At 68.0% G+C, this 19,148-nt stretch carries 12 protein-coding genes; 8 read left to right on the forward strand and 4 right to left on the reverse strand.

The annotated features are described in order from the left end of the window. Positions 1 to 14: 14 nt before the first annotated feature. The gene (locus OH799_RS06280) at positions 15 to 629 is read right to left on the reverse strand and encodes a TetR/AcrR family transcriptional regulator (RefSeq protein WP_406276638.1); all 615 of its coding nucleotides are present in this window, start codon (positions 627 to 629) and stop codon (positions 15 to 17) included. Between the two features lie 213 nt (positions 630 to 842). On the opposite strand from OH799_RS06280, the gene OH799_RS06285 reads away from it, so the two are divergent. After that, complete coding sequence (locus tag OH799_RS06285; protein WP_406276640.1) at positions 843 to 2,309, forward strand: aldehyde dehydrogenase family protein; 1,467 nt, start codon at positions 843 to 845, stop codon at positions 2,307 to 2,309. Between the two features lie 14 nt (positions 2,310 to 2,323). Beyond that, positions 2,324 to 3,214 carry an SDR family NAD(P)-dependent oxidoreductase gene (locus tag OH799_RS06290; protein WP_406276642.1) on the forward strand — a complete coding sequence of 297 codons (891 nt, stop codon included), beginning with the start codon at positions 2,324 to 2,326 and terminating at the stop codon, positions 3,212 to 3,214. Between the two features lie 431 nt (positions 3,215 to 3,645). Here the strand turns inward: OH799_RS06290 and OH799_RS06295 are convergent, their stop codons facing one another. After that, complete coding sequence (locus OH799_RS06295; RefSeq protein WP_406276644.1) at positions 3,646 to 4,317, reverse strand: TetR family transcriptional regulator; 672 nt, start codon at positions 4,315 to 4,317, stop codon at positions 3,646 to 3,648. 472 nt (positions 4,318 to 4,789) lie between these two features. Here OH799_RS06295 and OH799_RS06300 point away from each other — a divergent pair, with 472 nt between their 5' ends. After that, the gene (locus OH799_RS06300; RefSeq protein WP_406272567.1) at positions 4,790 to 5,989 is read left to right on the forward strand and encodes an IS110 family transposase; all 1,200 of its coding nucleotides are present in this window, start codon (positions 4,790 to 4,792) and stop codon (positions 5,987 to 5,989) included. A 109-nt stretch (positions 5,990 to 6,098) separates the two neighbouring features. On the opposite strand, the gene OH799_RS06305 is transcribed toward OH799_RS06300, so the two are convergent. Continuing rightward, entirely contained in the window at positions 6,099 to 7,448 is a 1,350-nt protein-coding gene (locus OH799_RS06305) for an acyl-CoA dehydrogenase family protein (RefSeq protein WP_406276646.1), read from the reverse strand. Between the two features lie 132 nt (positions 7,449 to 7,580). On the opposite strand from OH799_RS06305, the gene OH799_RS06310 reads away from it, so the two are divergent. The 4 genes from OH799_RS06310 (at position 7,581) to OH799_RS06325 (ending at position 12,116) form a co-directional block, all read left to right on the forward strand. Then, complete coding sequence (locus OH799_RS06310; protein WP_406276648.1) at positions 7,581 to 8,681, forward strand: amidohydrolase family protein; 1,101 nt, start codon at positions 7,581 to 7,583, stop codon at positions 8,679 to 8,681. Positions 8,682 to 8,824: 143 nt separating this feature from the next. Then, positions 8,825 to 9,406: a PaaI family thioesterase gene (locus OH799_RS06315; protein WP_406276650.1), complete on the forward strand. Its 582-nt coding sequence runs from the start codon at positions 8,825 to 8,827 to the stop codon at positions 9,404 to 9,406. 15 nt (positions 9,407 to 9,421) lie between these two features. Beyond that, entirely contained in the window at positions 9,422 to 9,607 is a 186-nt protein-coding gene (locus tag OH799_RS06320) for a hypothetical protein (protein WP_406276652.1), read from the forward strand. A 40-nt stretch (positions 9,608 to 9,647) separates the two neighbouring features. Further along, positions 9,648 to 12,116, forward strand: a complete 2,469-nt coding sequence (locus tag OH799_RS06325; RefSeq protein WP_406276654.1) for a GNAT family N-acetyltransferase — start codon at positions 9,648 to 9,650, stop codon at positions 12,114 to 12,116. 159 nt (positions 12,117 to 12,275) lie between these two features. On the opposite strand, the gene OH799_RS06330 is transcribed toward OH799_RS06325, so the two are convergent. Then, positions 12,276 to 12,422 carry a hypothetical protein gene (locus tag OH799_RS06330; protein WP_406276656.1) on the reverse strand — a complete coding sequence of 49 codons (147 nt, stop codon included), beginning with the start codon at positions 12,420 to 12,422 and terminating at the stop codon, positions 12,276 to 12,278. A gap of 465 nt (positions 12,423 to 12,887) precedes the next feature. Between OH799_RS06330 and OH799_RS06335 the strand changes: the two genes are divergently transcribed. Then, a complete protein-coding gene (locus tag OH799_RS06335) occupies positions 12,888 to 19,049 on the forward strand; it encodes an SDR family NAD(P)-dependent oxidoreductase (RefSeq protein WP_406276658.1) in 6,162 nt (2,053 codons plus the stop codon). The last annotated feature ends 99 nt before the right edge of the window (positions 19,050 to 19,148 follow it).

Here is a 19,148-nt window from a genome sequence, read left to right on the forward strand (position 1 = left end):
AACCCAAGGGCTGTTCAGCGTCCGTCCGCCGCGGCCGCCGGTGCGTAGCCGGCCCCGAAAAGGATGAATTGTGCCAGCGCCGAGCCTATTTCGGTTTCGCCGATGCCCGGCGGGAACAACGCCTCGCCGGCCAGCCAGGGCAACCGTGAGTCGGACGGTCGACCGCATATCGCTGGTGGCCTCCGTCCATTTCCCGCCATGTAGCGATGCACACCGTCGATCAAGGCCTGCAGACATGTCAGCGGTGAGGCTTCCGCAGTGGCCCGATCGTCGTCGGTTCCGGCGGCGAGTGAGACGAGGATGTGGCGATTGGTGGAACACAGCTCGTACAGCCCGCGGGCGAAACAAAGGGTGACATCATGAGGATCGTGCCGCGTGTCGTCGCCCAGGGTGCTGGCGAAGTCGTCCATGAACGAGACCAGCGGCGCAGCTGCGGTCGATCGGAACAGTTCGGCCTTGGATTCGAAGTGGCGGAACACCATCGACTCGGTGGCGCCCGCACGGCGCGCCACCGAGCGGATCGTCGTTCGCTCGAAACCGTTCTCCACGAACTCCGCGGAGGCGGCGTTCGCTATGAGCTGCTTGACCTCGCCAGGCGATCGGCGTTTGCGGTCGGTGCTCGTCGTCATGGGCCCCATCTCGCACTGCGGTAGCTAGGGAGTCGAACTCCCTTGACATGTAACCCTGTTTACAGTTAGATAATTTAAGAGATTCACGTCACGTGTCCGCCTCGGCGAGCTGGCGCGTGACCGACAGGGACGGCGGTACTCGGTCATCGTTCCAGCGACGAATCCACCCGGCGCTGCGCCTTTTAGTCGAAACCACCATGAGGAGATCGAGAGATGTCGACGTTCGAAGGCCGGTTGTTCATCGACGGTGAATTCCGCGAAGCACGATCCGGGCGTCGCTACGAGGTGATCAATCCGGCCGACGAGTCGGTGATCGCGGAGGCGGCCGACGCGGGGGCGGAGGACGCCGCGGACGCGATCGAGGCCGCGCGGCGTTTCGCGGACACCTCGGACTGGGGCCTCGACCACGGGTTCCGGCATAAGTGCCTGGCGCAGTTGCAGCAGGCGCTGCGCGAGCGATCCGACGAGATCAAGGCGTTGCTCGTCGCCGAGGCGGGGATCTGTGCCGGGAACATGGCGACGCACGTCGACGTGATGATCGACGGGATGGACTTCTTCAATGACCTGACCACGTCGTTCCAGTGGGAGGAGGATCTGCCTGCCTACGACATCCTCGGGAACCGGAGCCTGCGCCGGATCCGCTACGAGCCGTACGGCGTGGTCGGGGCGATCACGCCGTGGAACGCGCCGTTCATGACCGCGATCTGGAAGGTGCATCACGGGCTGGCCACCGGCAACGCGGTCATCCTCAAGAGCGCGCCGGACACCCCGCTCACCGCGGCGTTGCTCGCGCAGGTGGTGAGCGAGTTCACCGACATTCCGAAGGGCGCTTACCATGCGATCAGTTCCGCGGACAAGGCCATAGTCGGTGACGCTATGACTGCCGACCCGCGTATCGATCTGTACCACTTCACCGGGTCGCCGGGCGTCGGACAGCGGATCGCGGAGCGGGCCGCCAACGGAATCCGCCACACCGTGCTGGAATTGGGCGGTAAGTCGGCGAATGTGCTGCTGCCGGACGCGAACCTGGACATGGCCTGCGGTCTGGGCGTGGCGATGTGCATGTCGAACAGCGGCCAGGGATGCGCGCTGGCCACCCGGATGGTCGTACACGCCGACATCTACGACGAGGTGGTCGCGCGGCTCGAGGCGATGATCGCCAATCTGCCCTGGGGCGATCCCAAGGACCCGGGGAACATGGTCGGGCCGATCATCCGGGAAGAACAGGTGCAGCGGATCGAGGGTCTGGTCGAGCGTGCGCGGCAGGCCGGGGCCCGTCTGCTGGCGGGCGGTAAGCGCGGCGACAAATTCGATCGCGGTTTCTGGTACGAGCCCACGCTGCTGGTCGATGTCGACGAGAACGCCGAGATCGCCCAGACCGAGGTGTTCGGTCCAGTGCTGTCGGTGATCCGGTACGAGGGCAACGACAACGAGGCCGTGCGGGTCGCCAACAACTCACGCTACGGGCTGTCGGCGTATGTGCAGTCGGCCGACGAGGAACGCGCCTGGGCGGTCGCGCACAAGCTGCGCGCCGGAACGGTGAACATCAACAACTCCTTCTACCTGTCGCCGGACGCGCCGTTCGGTGGTTACGGCATCAGCGGTGACGGTGTGGAGCACGGCGTCGCCGGATTCCGGGAGTACCTGCGTATCAAGTCGATCGCGAGCCCGGCGAAGTAAGCGGAGAAATGACCATGCGTATGCAGGACAAGATCGTCGCCATCACCGGAGCGGGCTCCGGCCTCGGGCGGGAGGGCGCGCTGCTCTTCGCCGCGGAGGGCGCGCGGGTGGTCGTCAGTGACGCCGTACCCGGCCGCTCGCAGAAGGTGGCCGGCGAGATCAAAGCACTCGGCGGCAGCACCACCGCGGTGGACGCGGACGTGCGCGTCGAGGCCGACATGAACGGGCTGGTCGACATAGCGGTCGAGGCCTACGGGCGCATCGACGTGATGTGGGCCAACGCCGGCATCCCGGAGCCGGGTTTCGGGATGCAGCCGCTGGCCGAGTCGTCGCTGGAGGACTGGAACAACATCTTCGCGGTGAATACCACCGGCATCTACCTGGCCTGGAAAGCGGCGGCCCGGTGGATGATCGCGAACAAGCGTGGTGGCGCGTTGTTGGCGACCTCGTCGGCGGCGTCGTTCACGGCCTACCCAGGCTTCCCGATGTACACCGCGTCGAAGGCCGCGGTAAACGGTCTGGTCCGCGCGGCGGCGCTGGAGTTCGGCAAGTTCGGGATCCGGGTCAATGCGTTGTGCCCGACGCACGGGATGTCGGTGAACTTCGCGTTACCAGCGGAGGCGGAGGTGCTGGGCAAGTCCTACGAGGAGATGCAGCCCTGGGATCCGGATAAGCGGGCCATGCCGCTGCGCCTCGAGCGTCCGCCGGTGCTGCGGGACAACGCGAACCTCGCGTTGTTCTTGGCCTCGGACGAGTCGAGTTACATGTCCGGGCAGACGATCCAGTCGACCGACGGTGGGCAGTTCGCGCGCACCTCGATCATCTTCCCCACCGATCTCGGCCAGAGCGAGGACATCACCTCCGGTTCGATCCCCGAAGACCTGCGCGAGCAGATCGACCGCTGATCGCTCGCCGCGATTCGGTCCCTATCGCCATCTGTTCCGACCGAGCCGACGCCGACCCACCGGTCGTCGGCACCGGCTTCCTGTCCCGAAGGAAACGATGCAGCCCGCTACCACCCGATTCGATCCGCGCGTCGCCGGCCTTTCCCAGCAGGTGAAGAACCTTGCCGAACCGTGTCGATTCCGTCGAACTCGACCCCGCCGATGCCGACCGTGCGCTCCGGGGAAGACGGCGCCTGCCCGGAGCGTGCGCTCCACGTCGAGGAGTAAGCCGCGCCAGTCCCCGGTCGCCGAACAGTTGTCAACGGGCCGCGATCTGCAGTGACACCCCTGGTGCAACAGCATCATTGTGGTCGGCGAACTGCCGAAGCTGCCGATCGGCGCACTCGACAAGGACGGGTTGCGCACGGGAAGCCCGTGACGAGCCCGGCGGATCAGCCGGGCCCCTCGCGTGAATTCTCCGCGACCCGAGCGCGCAGGCCGTCGATGAGGGTCTCGATGCCGAAGTTGTAGTAGTCGGCGCCGTGGAGTTCGTCCAGGTACGGCATCACTTTGACGAGAGTGGGCGGCAGGTCGTTCTTGTCGCGCGGGACGTCGACCAGGGCGACCTGGTAACGGCCGAACAGGTAGGTGTGGATCATCGAGTACGACAGCAGGACCTCTCGCTCGCGTAGCCCGGCCTCGAGCAGGATGGCCATGATTGCGTCCACCAGGCGACGATCCGAGTGCAGCATCCGCTGCAGCAGCAGCCCGGCGATCCCTGGGTGCCGGCGCAGCTGGGCGTCGATGCCGTCGATGAGCAGGCGCAGCCGGACGTCCCACGGCTCGTCGGCGGGATCGGGCACGGTCACGTCGGCGAGGGTGCGCCGGGCCACGAGATCGAGCAGTGCCTGCTTGTCCGCCACATACGAGTAGGCGGCCATCTGGGAGCGGCCGAGCTGCTGGGACAACCGTCGCATGGAGAGCGCGTCCAGCCCATCGGCCCGGACGATTTCCAATGCGGCGTCGACGATCTGGTCTTCGGTCAGCGACGGAGGGCGACCCCGGGCCCGTCGGAACGCCTTCGCTGACCCGTCGACGGCTGCCAGGCGGTCGCTGGATCCCATAGGGGGAGGGTACCCATCCGTTCGTGCGGGACGGGCTGGTACCACCGCCCGCTCGGTGCCGCTCACGACTGCACCTCGCTAGCGCTCGGCTCCGTCGTGCGCGAGTGCGTGCTGTGCCCACGGTTCACTCGCCGACGCTCGCTCATGCCTGCACCTCGCTGGCGCTCGGCTCCGTCATGACCGAGCGATGCTCGGCTGTGCCCACGGTTCACTCGCTGACGCTCGCTCATTGGGGCACCATCCCTTCTGCAGCCCGAACAGATAGGGTTGTTGTCTCTCGGTTCCGGTGGGTGCATGGCCCGCATCGCGTGCCACTAGATGGCCAGCATGAGTATTGCCAGCCCCACCGGGCCGAGGGCCGCAGACCGGCATCAGGGACATGCCCCGCGCACGCAGAGGGCCGATCAATGAGCTTCCGGCGACGGCCCTCGCTTCCGGAGAGGCAGCGCATCGACCTCGAAGGAGATTGTTGGTGTTCGCTGGCTGGGACTGGGGCACTGTTGCCCACGACGTGACCGTGATCGACGATGCCGGCGGCAAAGTCGAGAGGTTCGCGCCGCCACACACCGAAGACGGCATCGCGCGGGCATTGGCTCGCCTGGCCACTCACGGTGATCCCGGCACGCTGCCGGTAGCGATCGAAACCACCCGCGGGCTGGTCGTGGACCGGTTGCTGGCCGCCGGGCACCCGGTAATCCCGGTCCATCCCAACGCTTTTCACGCTGCCCGTCCCCGCTGGGGTGCTGCCCGCGCCAAGAACGACCCAGGCGATTCGTTCAAACTGGCCGACTACATCCGCACCGATATCCACCGGCTGCCGACCCTGGCCCCCACGCTGGCGCAGACCTTGGAACTGCAGGCGCTGACCCGCCAGCGCGGCGATCACCTGGGCTTGCGGATCGCCGCGGTCAACCAGCTCTCCGCCCTGCTGGACGCGCATTGGCCCGGCGGCAGAACAATCTTCGCCAACCTGCACTCGCCGATCGCATTGGCATTCCTGGATCGCTATCCCAACCCCGAGTCGGCCGCCTCGCTCACCGCTGCCCGTCTCGAGGCGTTCTGCCGTCGGCGCAGCTACAGCGGTCGACGCTGCGGCGCTGAGTTGCTGGCCCGGCTGCGGGACGCACCGACCTCGGCCAGCCGCCTCGGCCAACCGATCATCGCGCAACTCATCCGCGCACAGGTCGCGGCCGTTCGGTCGCTGCAGACCAGCCTCGACCAGCTCGACACCGTGATCGCCGAAGCCGCCACGGCCCACCCGTATGCCCGGCTGCTGGCTGACCTGCCGCGCATCGGCGTGCTCAACCTGGCCCAAATCATCGGTGAGATCGGCCCAATCCTGGAGCGCGCCAACAGTTTCGACCAGCTCGCCGCCGAAACCGGTCTCGCACCGGTCACCAGGGCCTCCGGCAAGACCCACACCGTCGCGTTCCGCCACGCCACCAACCACCACGCCCGCCAAGCCCTGGTCACCTGGATCGACAACAGCCGCAGAGCCAGCGACTGGGCCGACCAGCGCTACACCGCCGCCCGCCAACGCGGCCAACGACACCCCCACGCCATCCGAACCCTCGGACGAGCCTGGCTGCGCATCATCTGGGCCTGCTGGCGCACCAAAACCGCCTACGACCCCGGCAAGCATCAACCAGGTCAACGACCGATCGCCGCGTAGGGGTTGACTCAGGGAACTCATGCCTCCGCCTCGCTGGCGCTCGGCTCCGCCATGACCGAGCGATGCTCGGCTGTGCCCACGGTTCACTCGCTGACGCTCGCTCACGACATCAGATTCCGAGGCGTTCGAGCAGTCGCTCGTGCGCCAGTGCCGGACCGCCGAGCAGCAGGTCGGTGCCCCGGGCACGGGTGGCGATGGTGTCGACTTTCGCGCTGTCGAGGTCAGCCGCCACTGAGGTGACCCGCAGCGCTACCTGCCGCACCGCGTTCGAGCACCCGATGTGAGCCATCGCCGCCGCCACCGCGCTCGCGTCGAGATCGTCGTCGCCCTGCAGCTTCACCGCCCGGTACCAGAGCGCGGTGGCACCGGCCCGGAGCAGCTCCAGCTCCGCCAGTTTCCTGGTGTAGCCCCGCCACGACTCGCTGTCGGTAGACGCGGGCAGAACCTCGGAGAGGCACTTCAGCGCCCGGTCCACGATGCCCATCTGCTCGGCCGCGAGCACCGTGGTAGCCCGGTCCACTGTGCGTCGCATGATGCGGCCGCCCGCGCCCTCGAGCCCGATCAGGACCGCGGGGGTGTTCTGGAACGTGATGCGCGCGAGTGGGCGCGCCTCGTCCAGTGAGTCCAGTTGCTCGACGGTGATGCCCGCGGCGTTCCTGTCCACCAGGTACAGCGACGGCCCGCCGATGTTGCGGGCGATCACGAAGATCTTCTCCGCGGTCGCGGCGCCGGGGACGTACCACTTCTCGCCGGTGAGTCGCCAGCCGTCACCGGCGCCTGTCGCCCGGGTCCGGACCATGGCCGGATCCCAGGACCCGGTCTTCTCGGCCGCCGCGAGCGTCGAGCGTCGTACGTCGACGCTGTCATCGGTCGGCGAGCCCGCGATGGCGAAGGCCTGCGCGCCGAGCCCGGCGGCGGGGAACCAGTCGGTCTGCGCCAGTGTGTAGCCGGCCGAGTAGGCCAACCGCGCGAGCCCGGTTGCGTGCGAGCCGAACGCTTCGGCCTCCCATTTGTCCTCGGGAAGGATCGAGGTCAGCGCCTCATTGCGCTCGATCACGTGCCCGGTGACGTCGACCGCGAGGGTATCCAGGGCGCGGGTGGCCTGGGCGGTGAGCTCGCCGGTGGCCCGGACGAGTGGCAGCAGCGGCTCGCGGAAGGCGTTGCCCGCGTCGGCGAGCAGCCGCGGGCCGAGCACCTCGGCGACGAATTCACCGGCCGCCGCCAGCACCCTTGCCTCCGCCGCGTCGAGCGCCGGCGCGGGGCAGCCGACCTCGCCGACCCGCAATTCGCGGACCGCGGTGAGCCCGGTCAGCAGCTCGCTGAGCCTGCGCCGGAGTGCCCGATCGTCCCAGGTCCAGGTAGATCGCATGAGTGCGGACAAGGTCTCCTCGTTGAGGGTGCCGAGGTAGTTGTCGCGCTGTTCGCGGGTGAGTGCCTTGCTGCCTGTCGTCGGTTCCATCGCGCCTCCCAAGACTGTTGTTTCGACGTTCGCTATACAGAATGACCCCTTTTCGTTACAGTGTAAAGTATTTAGCGGGACCGTCCCGCCGCAGCGGCGCGGTCCGGAAGTCACTCGATCGAGGAGAGACCCATGACAGAGGCGATGCCCGCCGTTCAGGAACAACACGAGGACGACAAGATCTGGGCGCATTCCGGCGACTCCCACCTGATGGAGCCCGAGGATCTGTGGATCTCGCGGCTGCCGAAGCGGCTCGCGGATCGGGCGCCCCGCTCGGAGCGTGGTGAGAAGTACGAGGTCCTCTACATCGACGGCATGCAGATCGATCGCCAGCTCAACGACTTCATGGATGCCATGCGCCCGCCAGGGTTCAAGGACCTGCGGATCCGGCTGCGGGATCTCGACCAGGAAGGCGTGCGCAACCAGCTCGGCTTCCCTTCGATGGGCTTCTGGACCTGCAGCATCCGTGATCCGGAACTGGAGAACGAGGTCGCCCGCGCCTGGAACGACTGGGCCATGGCAGAGGTGATGGGCAAGCAGGACCGGATCTTCGCCCCCGCCATCGTTCCGCTGATGAACATCGAGAACGCCGTGGCGGAGGCCGAGCGCGCGGCCGAGATGGGTTTCCGGGCACTGTACTTCCCGTGCGGCATCGAAGACGACCGGGCCTGGGGCATGGATCTGTGGGAGCCGCTGTGGACGGTCGCCGAGGAGCTGAAGCTTCCGCTCTGCTGGCACATCGGCACCGGCGCGCAGAACGTGGTCTACCGCGGTCCCGGCGGCGCGGTGGTGAACTACATGGAGACCACCTACCCGGGCATGCGGGTGGTCACGCACCTCGTCGCCGGCGGCGCGCTGGATCGGCACCCGGGCCTGAAGGTGCTGGTGGCCGAGGGCGGCGCCGGCTGGGTGCCCGCGATCGGCGACCGGATGGACGAGGCATACCGGCAGCACGGCATGTTCGTGCGACCCCGGCTCTCGCGGCTGCCGAGCGAGATCATCCGCCAGCAGGTGTACGCCTCGTTCCAGCACGACATCAGCGCCGTGCAGGTGATTGAGGACACCCACTACGACAACGTGCTCTGGGGTGACGACTACCCGCACCTGGAGGGCACCTACGGGCACACCCAGGAGACGCTGCACACCATCTTCGACGACGTCGACGTACGGATCCGCGATCGGGTGCTGCACGGCGCGTTCGAGGAGTTGTTCCCGGCGGCCGCGGCCGCCTGAGCGGCCCAGCACCGCGGGGCACGTCTCGGGCGCGAACGCGGTATTCCGTGGCGACATGGGGTATCGGTTGCTCGATCCCATCCTCGCCCGCGACCCCCTAGACCGTCGGGTCCGAACCTTTTTCTACGTCGAAGGGAATATCCGTGGCCGAAACCGGAATGAACGAGATCGCGCAAGGCATCGAACGCGACGCGACGGCCGGTGCCGATCCGTCGTCGGCCTTCTATGCGCCCGAGTCGCCGGGGGGAGTGCGTCTCTGCTACGGCTGCCGAGAGCTGAACCAATGCCGCCTCGGTGTCGAGAGAGAACGGCTGGAAGACGATGGGGTGGTGATCAGTCGCGTATTGTGCTCGCCGGCCGACGAGGGCGGGCCGCAGGTGGCGCACGGCGGCTGGACCGCAGGTGTGATGGACGAACTAGTGGGTCACGTGCTGCTGCTGAACAACGAGTTCGGGGTCACCGGAACGCTGACGGTCAAGTTCGTGCGTCCGGTGCCGGTGGGGTGGCCGCTGATCGGCCGGGCCTGGTCCATCGGGCGGGAGAACCGGAAGGTCTTCGTCCGGGCGACGCTGGAACTGGAGAACTCCGGCGCCGTCGTGGCGGAGGCCGACGCGATCATGGTCAGCCGGCCCGACACCCATTTCGACATGCACTACCAGTGGCTGCAGACACAGAGCGACTCCCGGGACCGGCCCGAGAACCCTACCCGCAATACAGCTATATAATTAATCTGTTAGCCTGTGCGTCGGATCACGCTCGACGGCTTGCTCGCGCGGGTGCGTCGCACGATCAGGCGTGAGAGCCCCGGCGATGGTGGCGGCAGACTTCAGTGGGCCGGAGGATGTCGGAAGCCGGAGGGCGTCTATCCCGGTCCCCGATCCGGCCCGGTCACCACCGACGGCGGCACCCTGCTGGTCGGGCTGTGACGACCCGCCCGGACCGCAATGTTCTTCCAACGGAGAGGGGATGGGTGTGGTGCATGGTGAGCGGAACCTCGACGACGGCGCACCGGGATTGCTCGAGGACGGGCGATCGATACTCGTCCGACGGTTGACTCCGGAGGATCTCGAACTCATCGTCGACTTCAGCCATCGGTTGTCGCGCCGTACCATCTCGATGCGCATGCTCGGGCCTGTGGTGACACTGGACCGGGCGGGACTGGCCCGGCTCATGAACTTCGACCCGGCCCAGCAGCTGTCGTTGGTCGCGATCCATGAGAACCGGGCGGTTGGGGTCGCGGACTTCGCGCGGGTGGACGGTTATCCGGACCGCGCCGAGGTCACCTTCACCGTAATTGACGAATTCCAGTCCCTCGGGCTGGGCGGCCTGCTGCTGGAGCACATCGCGGCGGCTGCGCGGGACGGCGGGATCGCGGTTCTGGAAGCGGACATCCTCGCGGAGAACCTCGCCATGGTGCGGACCCTGGAGAGTTCCGGATACGCGGTCGAATTCGGCCCGCCGGGCTCGATCCTGCACGCGGACATCGCCATCCAGCCGAGAGCGCAGGTGCTGGCCCGCTCGGATCGCCGGGAACACCAGTCCGTCCGCTCGTCCATGCAGCGAATCTTCTATTCCCGCACGGTCGCCGTCGTCGGTGCGGGCCGGGGCTCGGACAACCTCGGCCGAGCGGTGGTGAAGAACCTCGTGACGCACGGTTTTCCGGGGCGGGTCTATGCCGTGAACCCGAACGCCTCGGCCGTGATGGGGTTGCCGACCCACCCCACCGTGAGAGCCATCGGTGAACCGATCGATCTGGTGGTGGTGGCGGTCGAGGCAGGCCTCGTCCCGGAGATCCTGCGCGACTGCGCCGCCGCGTCGGTGGCGGCCGTGGTGGTGATGTCGGCCGGGTTCGGTGAGCTGGGCGAGCAGGGGCGCATCGCCGAACTGGACATGGTCCGGTACGCCCGCGGCCAGGGCATGCGGGTGATCGGGCCGGCGAGCATGGGCATTCTCGCCCAGCAGGGTGCGCGGCGCTTGGCCGCGACCTTCTCGCTGTCGCTGCCCGCACCCGGAGTGGTGGCCATGGCGAGCCAGTCCGGCACGCTCGGGCTCGCGGTTCTGGAACACGCGCGCCGGATCGGGCTCGGTTTCTCCGCTTTCGCGTCCCTGGGCCGCTCGGCCGATGTCTCACCGATCGACCTGCTGCAGTGGTGGGAGGAGGACCCGACCACCTCGGTGATCCTGCTCGACCTCGAAAAGTTCGGCAACGCAAGGAAATTCGCCCGCCTCATTCGGCGGGTGAGCGTACGTAAGCCGATCGTGACCGTCACCAGCGCGGTGCGGACCTCGCTGAACGGTCCCGCCGATCCGGATCTGGTGGACCGCGGCGCGGTGATCGACGCGCTGTTCTCCCAGACCGGAATCGTCGCGACCCGCACGCTCGCGGAAATGTTCGATGTCGCACGCCTTTTCGCGCATCAACCGGTACCGCGCGGCGACCGGGTCGCGGTGGTCACCAACGCGAGCCAGCCCGGTGCGCTGACCGCGGCCGCCTGCCGGGTGGCCGGACTCCGCCCGGCCACCGTGAGCGCGGCGACGCTGGTGACCTTGCGCGACCTCGTGCCGAGCGGCGAACCGGTCGATCCGTTCGACCTCTCGCCCAGGGCGGACGCGGAACGGTACGAGGCGGCCCTGTGCGTCCTGCTTGCGGACGAGGGCGTGGACTCGGTTGTCGCGCTGTTCACGCCTCCGCTGGCGCAGAGCCGGGACGCGATCACGGCCGCGCTGGTGCGTGCCGGCGCCTCGGCTCCGAACAAGACCCTGGTGGCCAGCTTCGACGGTACCGAGGGTGTGCTCACGGCGTCCGGCGCGGAGGGGCGCGCGGTCCCGACCTACACCTTCCCCGAGGCGGCGGCCGCCGCGCTCGGACGGGCGACCGCCTACGGCGCCTGGCGGCGGCAGCCCGCCGGTGTGGTGCGGGTGCCCGGCGGGATCTCAGCCGACCGGGTGCGCGCCGTGGCCTCTCGGGCCGGGATCGGAACCGTCCGTGGCGCCGCCGCCGCCGAACTGCTGGCCGCGGTGGGGCTTACCGTGCGGCCGGACTCGGAGACCTCCGGGCCGGAAATATCCGTTTCGGTCGTGGCGGACCGGGTCTTCGGCCCGTTGCTCGCCTTTGGAGTGCTCGGCGATCCAATCGCGTTGTACGGGGACATCGCCTTCCACATCACTCCGGTCAGCGATCTGGACGCGATGCGGATGGTCCGGTCGGTGCGCGCGTTCCCGTTGCTGGCGGAGCACGATGTGGACGGACTGGTCGACGCGATCCTGCGGGTGGCGTGGCTGGTCGAGGAGCTGCCTGAGCTGACCGAGCTGCGGCTGTCGCCGGTCACGGTCGGCAGTGAGGGCGAAGGTGTCGTGGTGCGGAAGGCCGAGCTGGTCCTCGCGAAGCCCGCGGAGGACCGCAGACATCGCGAGCCGCGGGTCCAGGTGTCGTAACGGCCGAGCGTTGTCGTCGGCGCGGTTCGGTCACCGTCACCGCGGGCTTGGCCGCTGCCGTCTACGCCATCGTGAAGGCACTCGAGGTCGGCTGGGCCTCGGGACAGACCAGGGGTGTCCTCGCCGTCGCGGCGGCGCTGCTGGCCGGATTCGTGTTCTTCAGTCGCGCGCCGCCAGCAAAGCCAGCAACAGCCCCGCCGCCCCAGAGGTCATGTCCACCGCCCAGACCACCTCCACGGCCTTCGCCTGGACCCGGCCGATCAACGCCTCGACCGCGAACTGGCCGTTGACACTTTCTGGGAGCACACGCCCTTGCCCGCCTGTCCACCACGCACACGTGATGCGCGGCCTTGCCGACATCGATTCCGACCCAAACCTTTTCGCGGACCTTCACCCGGTCTGACCTCCGCTCTCACAACAAAACCCCGCGCACAACCCTGCCTGCATCTGCCAGTACCGCCATACCCGGTCAGGTGCCACAGCGTCTCGGGGTGATGCTGGCCCATCCGCCTCCTGACGAGCGGTCGTACGGTCGAGCTGGGGCATGAACGAGACCTGCGGGCGCCACCGGATCCCATCTGTGCAATCTGCACAGATCTCTTCATCAAGTCTGGCCTCTCGACACCTTCCTTTCCCGCGAACCGCTGGTTAACTTCGGATCACGCTGACCCGGGAAGTTCATCCGCTGACTCGATTCGGCACCTTTCAACCCGGCGTCTCCGCGCGCGCCGCCGGGCCTCTTCGGCGACCTTGAAGACCTGGGATGGAAAAGTGGACACAAGCCCTGGTGATTCGTCCGACCGCATGCTCGAGTACCTGAAAAAGGTCACCGTTGAGCTCATGACCACTCGCGACGAACTGAACCAGTTGCGGGGGCGGATCGACGAGCCGATCGCGATTATCGGGATGAGCTGCCGTTTCCCGGGTGGCGTCGAATCGCCGGAACACTTGTGGGATCTGGTCGCGTCCGGCACGGACGCGGTCACACCCTTCCCCCCGGACCGTGGCTGGGACCTCGAGCGACTGTTCGACCACGACCCGGACCGGCCCGGAACCACCTACGTTCGGGAAGGCGGATTCCTGACCGGAGCAGGCGCTTTCGACGCCGGCTTCTTCGGTATCGGTCCACGCGAGGCGAGGGCCATGGATCCGCAGCAGCGTCTCGTCCTGGAGGCCGCCTGGGAGGCTTTGGAAGACGCCGGTATCAGTCCGGTGTCGCTGCGCGGAAGCGACACCGGTGTGTTTGTCGGTGCTGCGCCGTCCGGGTACGGCGAGCGGGTGACCGGCGAGCACGAAGGTTTCCGGCTGACCGGCAACGCGGAAAGCGTGATCTCCGGCCGGGTCTCCTATGTGCTCGGGTTACAGGGGCCGGCTCTGACAGTGAACACGGCGTGCTCGTCGTCGCTGGTGGCCCTGCACGTGGCGTGCCAGGCACTGCGGAACGGAGAGGTGTCGCTGGCGTTGGCAGGTGGTGTGGCGGTCGCGGGTGCTCCGCAGCTGTATGTGGACTTTGCTCGTCAGCGGGGTCTGGCCGTCGACGGACGGTGCAAATCGTTCGCCGCCGCGGCAGATGGCGTGGGATGGTCGGAGGGCGTCGGTGTGCTGGTCGTCGAGCGGTTGTCCGACGCCCGGCGGTTGGGACACGACGTCCTGGCTGTTGTCCGGGGTTCGGCAGTGAATCAGGACGGCGCGTCGAACGGGCTCACCGCGCCGAATCGGCAGGCGCAGGAACGAGTGATTGCGGCGGCGCTGGCCGCGGCCGGTCTCGAGCCGGCTGATGTGGATGCGGTCGAGGCGCATGGGACAGGGACGTCCCTCGGGGACCCGATCGAGGCGCGAGCGCTGATCTCCTCTTATGGGCAGGGCCGGACAGCGCCATTGCTGATCGGGTCGTTGAAGTCGAATATCGGCCACTCGGTCGCGGCGTCGGGTGTGGGCGGCGTGGTCAAAATGGTGCAGGCGCTGCGGCATGAAATGTTGCCGAAGTCGCTGCATGTGGACGCGCCGTCACCGCATGTGGATTGGTCGGCGGGTGCGGTGCGGATTCTGGTCGAGCCGCAGGCGTGGCCGGCCGGCGGCGGTCGGGCGCGCCGCGCAGGGGTGTCCTCGTTCGGGATCAGCGGAACCAATGCCCACGTCATCCTGGAAGAAGCACCCCGGCCTGGTGAGCCGCCCGGCGTGGAGACCGCAGCCGGTGAGACGGCCCCGCTCGCCGCGGTGCCGCTGCTGATATCGGCGAAGTCCCGCGACGCGCTGCACGCCCAGGCGGACCGATTGCGCCGATGGCTGATCGACAATCCGGAGGTCGATGACCTGTGGAGTGTGGCCTCGTCGCTGATCGACACCCGGACGCAGTGGGACTGGCGCGGCGCGGTGGTGGGTCGTGACCGCGAACAGGTGCTTGTGGGGCTGGCTGATCTGGCTTCAGGTGTGTCGGCGGGCAGCGTGATCCAGGGCAAGACCGTATCGGGTACCACCGCGTTTCTCTTCACCGGCCAGGGTGCGCAGCGGGCGGGGATGGGCGCCGGTTTGTATCGTGCGTTTCCCGCGTTCGCGGCGGCATTGGACGAAGTGTGTGCACAGTTCGATCCGTTGCTGCGGTGCTCGTTGCGGGACCTGCTGTTCGCCGAGGATTCAGCGGAATCACTGAATCGAACGGAGTTCACCCAGCCGGCGCTGTTCGCCTACGAGGTCGCACTCTTCCGGCTCATCGAATCCTTCGGGATCACCCCGGATGTGGTGGCCGGGCATTCGATCGGCGAACTCGCCGCCGCTCATGTGGCCGGGGTGTGGTCGCTGGCGAATGCTTGTGCCCTGGTGGCGGCCCGGGGACGACTCATGGGCGCCCTACCACCAGGTGGGGCGATGCTCGCGGCCGCGATAACCGAGGCGCAGGCCGAGCTCCTCCTGGCGGACCATCGAGACCATGTGTCGATCGCGGCGGTGAACGGTCCGGAGTCGGTGGTGTTCTCCGGCGCCGCGGATGCGGTAGACGCCGTGGAGAAGCTACTGGTCGATGACGGTGTCATGACCTCCCGGTTGCGGGTCGGTCACGCATTTCATTCGGTCCTGATGGAGCCGATGCTGGCCGAGTTCCGTGCCGTCGCGCAAAGCCTGGAATACAAGTCGCCCGCTATCCCGATCGTCTCGTCCGGCGCTGTCGCCGATGCTGCGCCGACCGATCCGGACTACTGGGTGGGCCAGGTTCGCGGCTGTGTGCGGTTCGCGGCGGGTGTGGACACACTCGTCGAACGCGGGGTTCGGCGCTTCCTGGAGTTGGGGCCGGACGCGGTGCTGACGGCGATGACGCGGGAATGCCTGACCGGTCATCCCGAAGCGGAAAAGGAGTCGCTGGTGGCCGCCGCGTCCCGGCGATCGACCGACGAGGCAGCTCAGTTCGTGACCTTTCTGGCGCAGGCGCACAGCGCCGGCGTCCGCATCGAGTTCGGGCGGCTGTTCGCGGGCCGGGCAATCCGCCGGTTTCCGCTACCGACCTATGCGTTCCAGCGGCAGAACTTCTGGCTGGCGCCGCGTCCCGACACGGTGATACCGGTAACGGATCATCTGCTGACCGGTGCGGTGCCGGTGGTGGGTCGGGACGAATGGCTGTTCACGGGTCGGCTTTCAGCGCAGACCGAACCGTGGGTTGCCGACCACACCGTTTTCGGGTCGGTTCTGCTCCCCGGCACCGGATTCGTCGAGTTGGCATTGTATGCAGGAAGCCGGCTCGGTGTGGACGTCGTGCAGGAACTGGTGCTCGAGGCGCCGTTGCTGCTCGAGCATGACGCGGCGGCCGATATTCAGCTCGTTGTCGAGCCGGCCGACAGCGCGGGATGCCGCCGGTTCGCGGTGCACTCCCGCACCGCCTCCGGTCGATCTGCCGACGAAGAGAGGTGGGTCTCGCACGCGGTAGGTGTGCTGGCCCCCGCCGGAGGTGATGCGCGGGACCCGATGTGGGATGGGCTGGTATGGCCGCCGTCCGGGGCCGAACCGATGGACCCCGGGCGCCTGTACGAGCAATTGGCAGCGATGGGCTTCGGATACGGTCCCGCCTTTCAAGTGGTCCGCGCCGCCTGGACCGCGGGCACCGAGGTGTACGCGGAACTGGACCTACCTGAGAACAGTGATGCGCGGCGGTTCCGGGTTCATCCGGCGTTGTTGGATGCCACCTTCCACCCGGCACTGGACCGGCTCGCCGATATCGGCGCCGGGCGGGTGCCGTTGCCGTTCTCCTACACCGGAGTGCGGGTGCACCAAGAAGCGGCCACCGGTCTTCGGGTGCGCGTCGGCCTCGCCGAAGGGGATACCGTCCGCGTCGACGCCGTGGACCGGCATGGCGATCCCGTGGTCACGATCGAACGGGTCCTCGCCCGTCCGGTCGACGCCCGGACCCTACATCGAGCTCGCGCAGCGACCGACCCGCTCTACACCATGGGCTGGACCCCGACCCCGACCCCGACCCCGACGACCGTTCCACAGCGGACTGTCGCCGTGCTGGGTGCGGTGCCGGTGCCGGGGTGTGCGGTGGTGTACCCGGATCTCGCGGCCCTGCTCGCCGCGCCGTCCCTCCCCGAAATCGCCGTCTGGCACGTGGACGAGGCACCGGCTTCGGGGGATATGGCCCAGGTCGCCCGGCTGCGCGTCGATACGGCGCTAGCCGCAGTGCGCGACTGGACGGCCGAGCAGCGGACCGAACAGTCCACACTGGTCGTGGTTACCCGGAACGCCGCCGATATCCCGGGAGAGTCGTGCCACCCGGCGGCGGCCGCCGTATCCGGTCTGCTTGCCTGCGCGCAGGCGGAGTATCCCGGCAGGATCGTCCAGATCGACTGTGCCGGGGCCTCCGCGTTGACCTCCCGTGCGGTTGTCGAAGCCGTAGGTCTCGGTGAGCCGCGGGTCGCGGTGCGGGACTCCGGCACTCTGGTCCCCCGAGTGGTGCGGGCCGGTGCTTCGGGTGGCCAACCGGTGACATTCGGTACCGGAACGGTTCTGATCACCGGTGGTACCAGCGGACTGGGAGCGTTGCTGGCGCGGCATCTGGTCGCGGCATACGGTGTCCGGCGGCTGCTGCTCGTCTCCCGGCGCGGACCAGCGGCTGAAGGCGCGGACCAGCTCGTCACCGACCTCACCGCGGCGGGTGCGGAGGTCGGGGTCGCCGCCTGCGATGTGGCCGACCGCGAGGCGCTGAGCGAGTTGCTCCGTTCCATACCAGCCCGACACCCGCTGACGGCGGTGGTGCACAGCGCGGGCGTGATCGACGACGGCACGATCGAGACCTTGACCGCGGACCAGATGGACCGGGTCCTGCGGCCGAAAGTCGATGCGGCACTGAACCTGCACGAGCTCACCCGCGAAGACGATCTTTCGGCATTCATCGTGTTCTCGTCCGCCGCGCCCTTGCTCGGTGGGCAGGGCCAAGGCAACTACGCGGCCGCGAACCGGTTTCTCGACGCACTCGCGCACCACCGCCGGGAATCGGGCATGCCCGCGCATTCGCTGGCGTGGGGTCTGTGGACCCTGGGTATGTCGGCCGGACTCGGACAGGAAGGGGCCGAACATGTGGTGCGTCAGATCCGCACTCGGCTCGGGCTGGTGCCGATCACCCCGGAAACGGGATTGGCGCTGTTCGACAAGGCTGTGGCGACCGAGCATGCGCTGGTTCTGACCGCGTTGCTCGATCCGGACGCGCTCACCGCGCTGTTGGGCTCGGGCGTACTGCCGCCGGTGCTGCGCGATATCGTGCGCCCGCCGACCGCCGCGCAATCGAGTGCCGAGCGAGGCTCGCTGGCGAGGCGTCTCACGGCGGTGCCGGAGTCCGGACACTACGACATCGTCCTGGACGAGGTCCGGTCCGTCGCGGCGGTCGTCCTGGGGCTGGGTTCTGCGGCGGCAGTGGCCGCCGATGCGCTGTTCGCCGAGGTGGGGTTCGATTCACTGGGCGGGGTGGAGTTCCGCAACCGGCTCGCCTCGATCACCGGCCTGACCTTGCCGTCGACGCTGGCGTTCGAGTATCCGACCGCCGCGGCGGTCGCGGCGATGCTGCAGTCGCGGCTGAGCGCGGCCGTTCAGGTTCCGGACGCGGCGGTGGCCGGCGCATCGGGACCGCGCGGGAGTATCACCGAACTGGTTCTGGCCGCGCATGAGCGCGGCGATGTGAATGCCGTGCTGCCTCTCCTGATCGAAAGCGCAAGACTGAGCGTCGATTTCGATGAGTCGGCTGGTTCGGATACTTCCGCGAAGCCCATGCTGTTGGCGCGCGGCGGTGCCGGCCCGACAGTGATCTGCGTGCCGTCGTTCCTGATCGGCAATGGGCCACATCAGTTCGGGCGGTTGGCGCGCGAACTCTGCGATGAGTTCGGCGTTTCCGCATTGTGGTTGCCGGGAACCCGAGCGGGTCAGCCGCTGCCGGCCACCTGGGATTCGATGCTGGATCAGCTGGCCGGCGTCACACTCGACACCGTCGGCGCCGACACCTTCGCGCTGGCGGGCTACTCGATCGGAGGAGCGATCGCCCACGCGCTCGCCGCGCGCCTCGAGCAGCATGGTCGCGGCCCGGTGGGTGTCGCGATGCTCGATACCTACTCGCCTGACGACGAGGACGGTAATCGCGATGTTTTCGCGAGTGCGATGCGCCTGGCGCTCGGCCTGGGCCCCGAGTTGATCTCCGTAGACGACCGCGCCCTGGTGGTGATGGCGAATTATGTGCGGATCTACAGTGAGCGGCCCGCCCGCCCGATCAGCGCGCCCACCCTGGTGCTCCGCGCCACGACCACAATGCCGGGTCTCGATCTGGCCGAACCGATACCGGAGTGGCAGCATCGCGGCGCCACAATCGAGATATCGGCCGATCATCTCACCCTCATCGACGACGCAGCACCAATTGCGGCGGTGCGGATTCGAGAATGGCTTCGATCCATTGCGGACACACGGTGAATCGCGATGGCTATTCGTGATCGTCCGCCGCTCCGGGCCGGGGGACCGCTACGGCTATGGATGACTTGGTCGATGAAATTCATTACCGCACATCACTTT

It is taken from the genome of Nocardia sp. NBC_00881 (assembly GCF_045207455.1).
Lineage (GTDB): Bacteria > Actinomycetota > Actinomycetes > Mycobacteriales > Mycobacteriaceae > Nocardia.

Bases quoted from the DNA above. Each gene is read 5' to 3' on its own strand.
- OH799_RS06280 (WP_406276638.1), bottom strand. From the start codon at position 629: ATGACGACGAGCACCGACCGCAAACGCCGATCGCCTGGCGAGGTCAAG.
- OH799_RS06325 (WP_406276654.1), top strand. From the start codon at position 9,648: ATGGGTGTGGTGCATGGTGAGCGGAACCTCGACGACGGCGCACCGGGA.
- OH799_RS06310 (WP_406276648.1), top strand. From the start codon at position 7,581: ATGACAGAGGCGATGCCCGCCGTTCAGGAACAACACGAGGACGACAAG.
- OH799_RS06290 (WP_406276642.1), top strand. From the start codon at position 2,324: ATGCGTATGCAGGACAAGATCGTCGCCATCACCGGAGCGGGCTCCGGC.
- OH799_RS06295 (WP_406276644.1), bottom strand. From the start codon at position 4,317: ATGGGATCCAGCGACCGCCTGGCAGCCGTCGACGGGTCAGCGAAGGCG.
- OH799_RS06305 (WP_406276646.1), bottom strand. From the start codon at position 7,448: ATGGAACCGACGACAGGCAGCAAGGCACTCACCCGCGAACAGCGCGAC.
- OH799_RS06285 (WP_406276640.1), top strand. From the start codon at position 843: ATGTCGACGTTCGAAGGCCGGTTGTTCATCGACGGTGAATTCCGCGAA.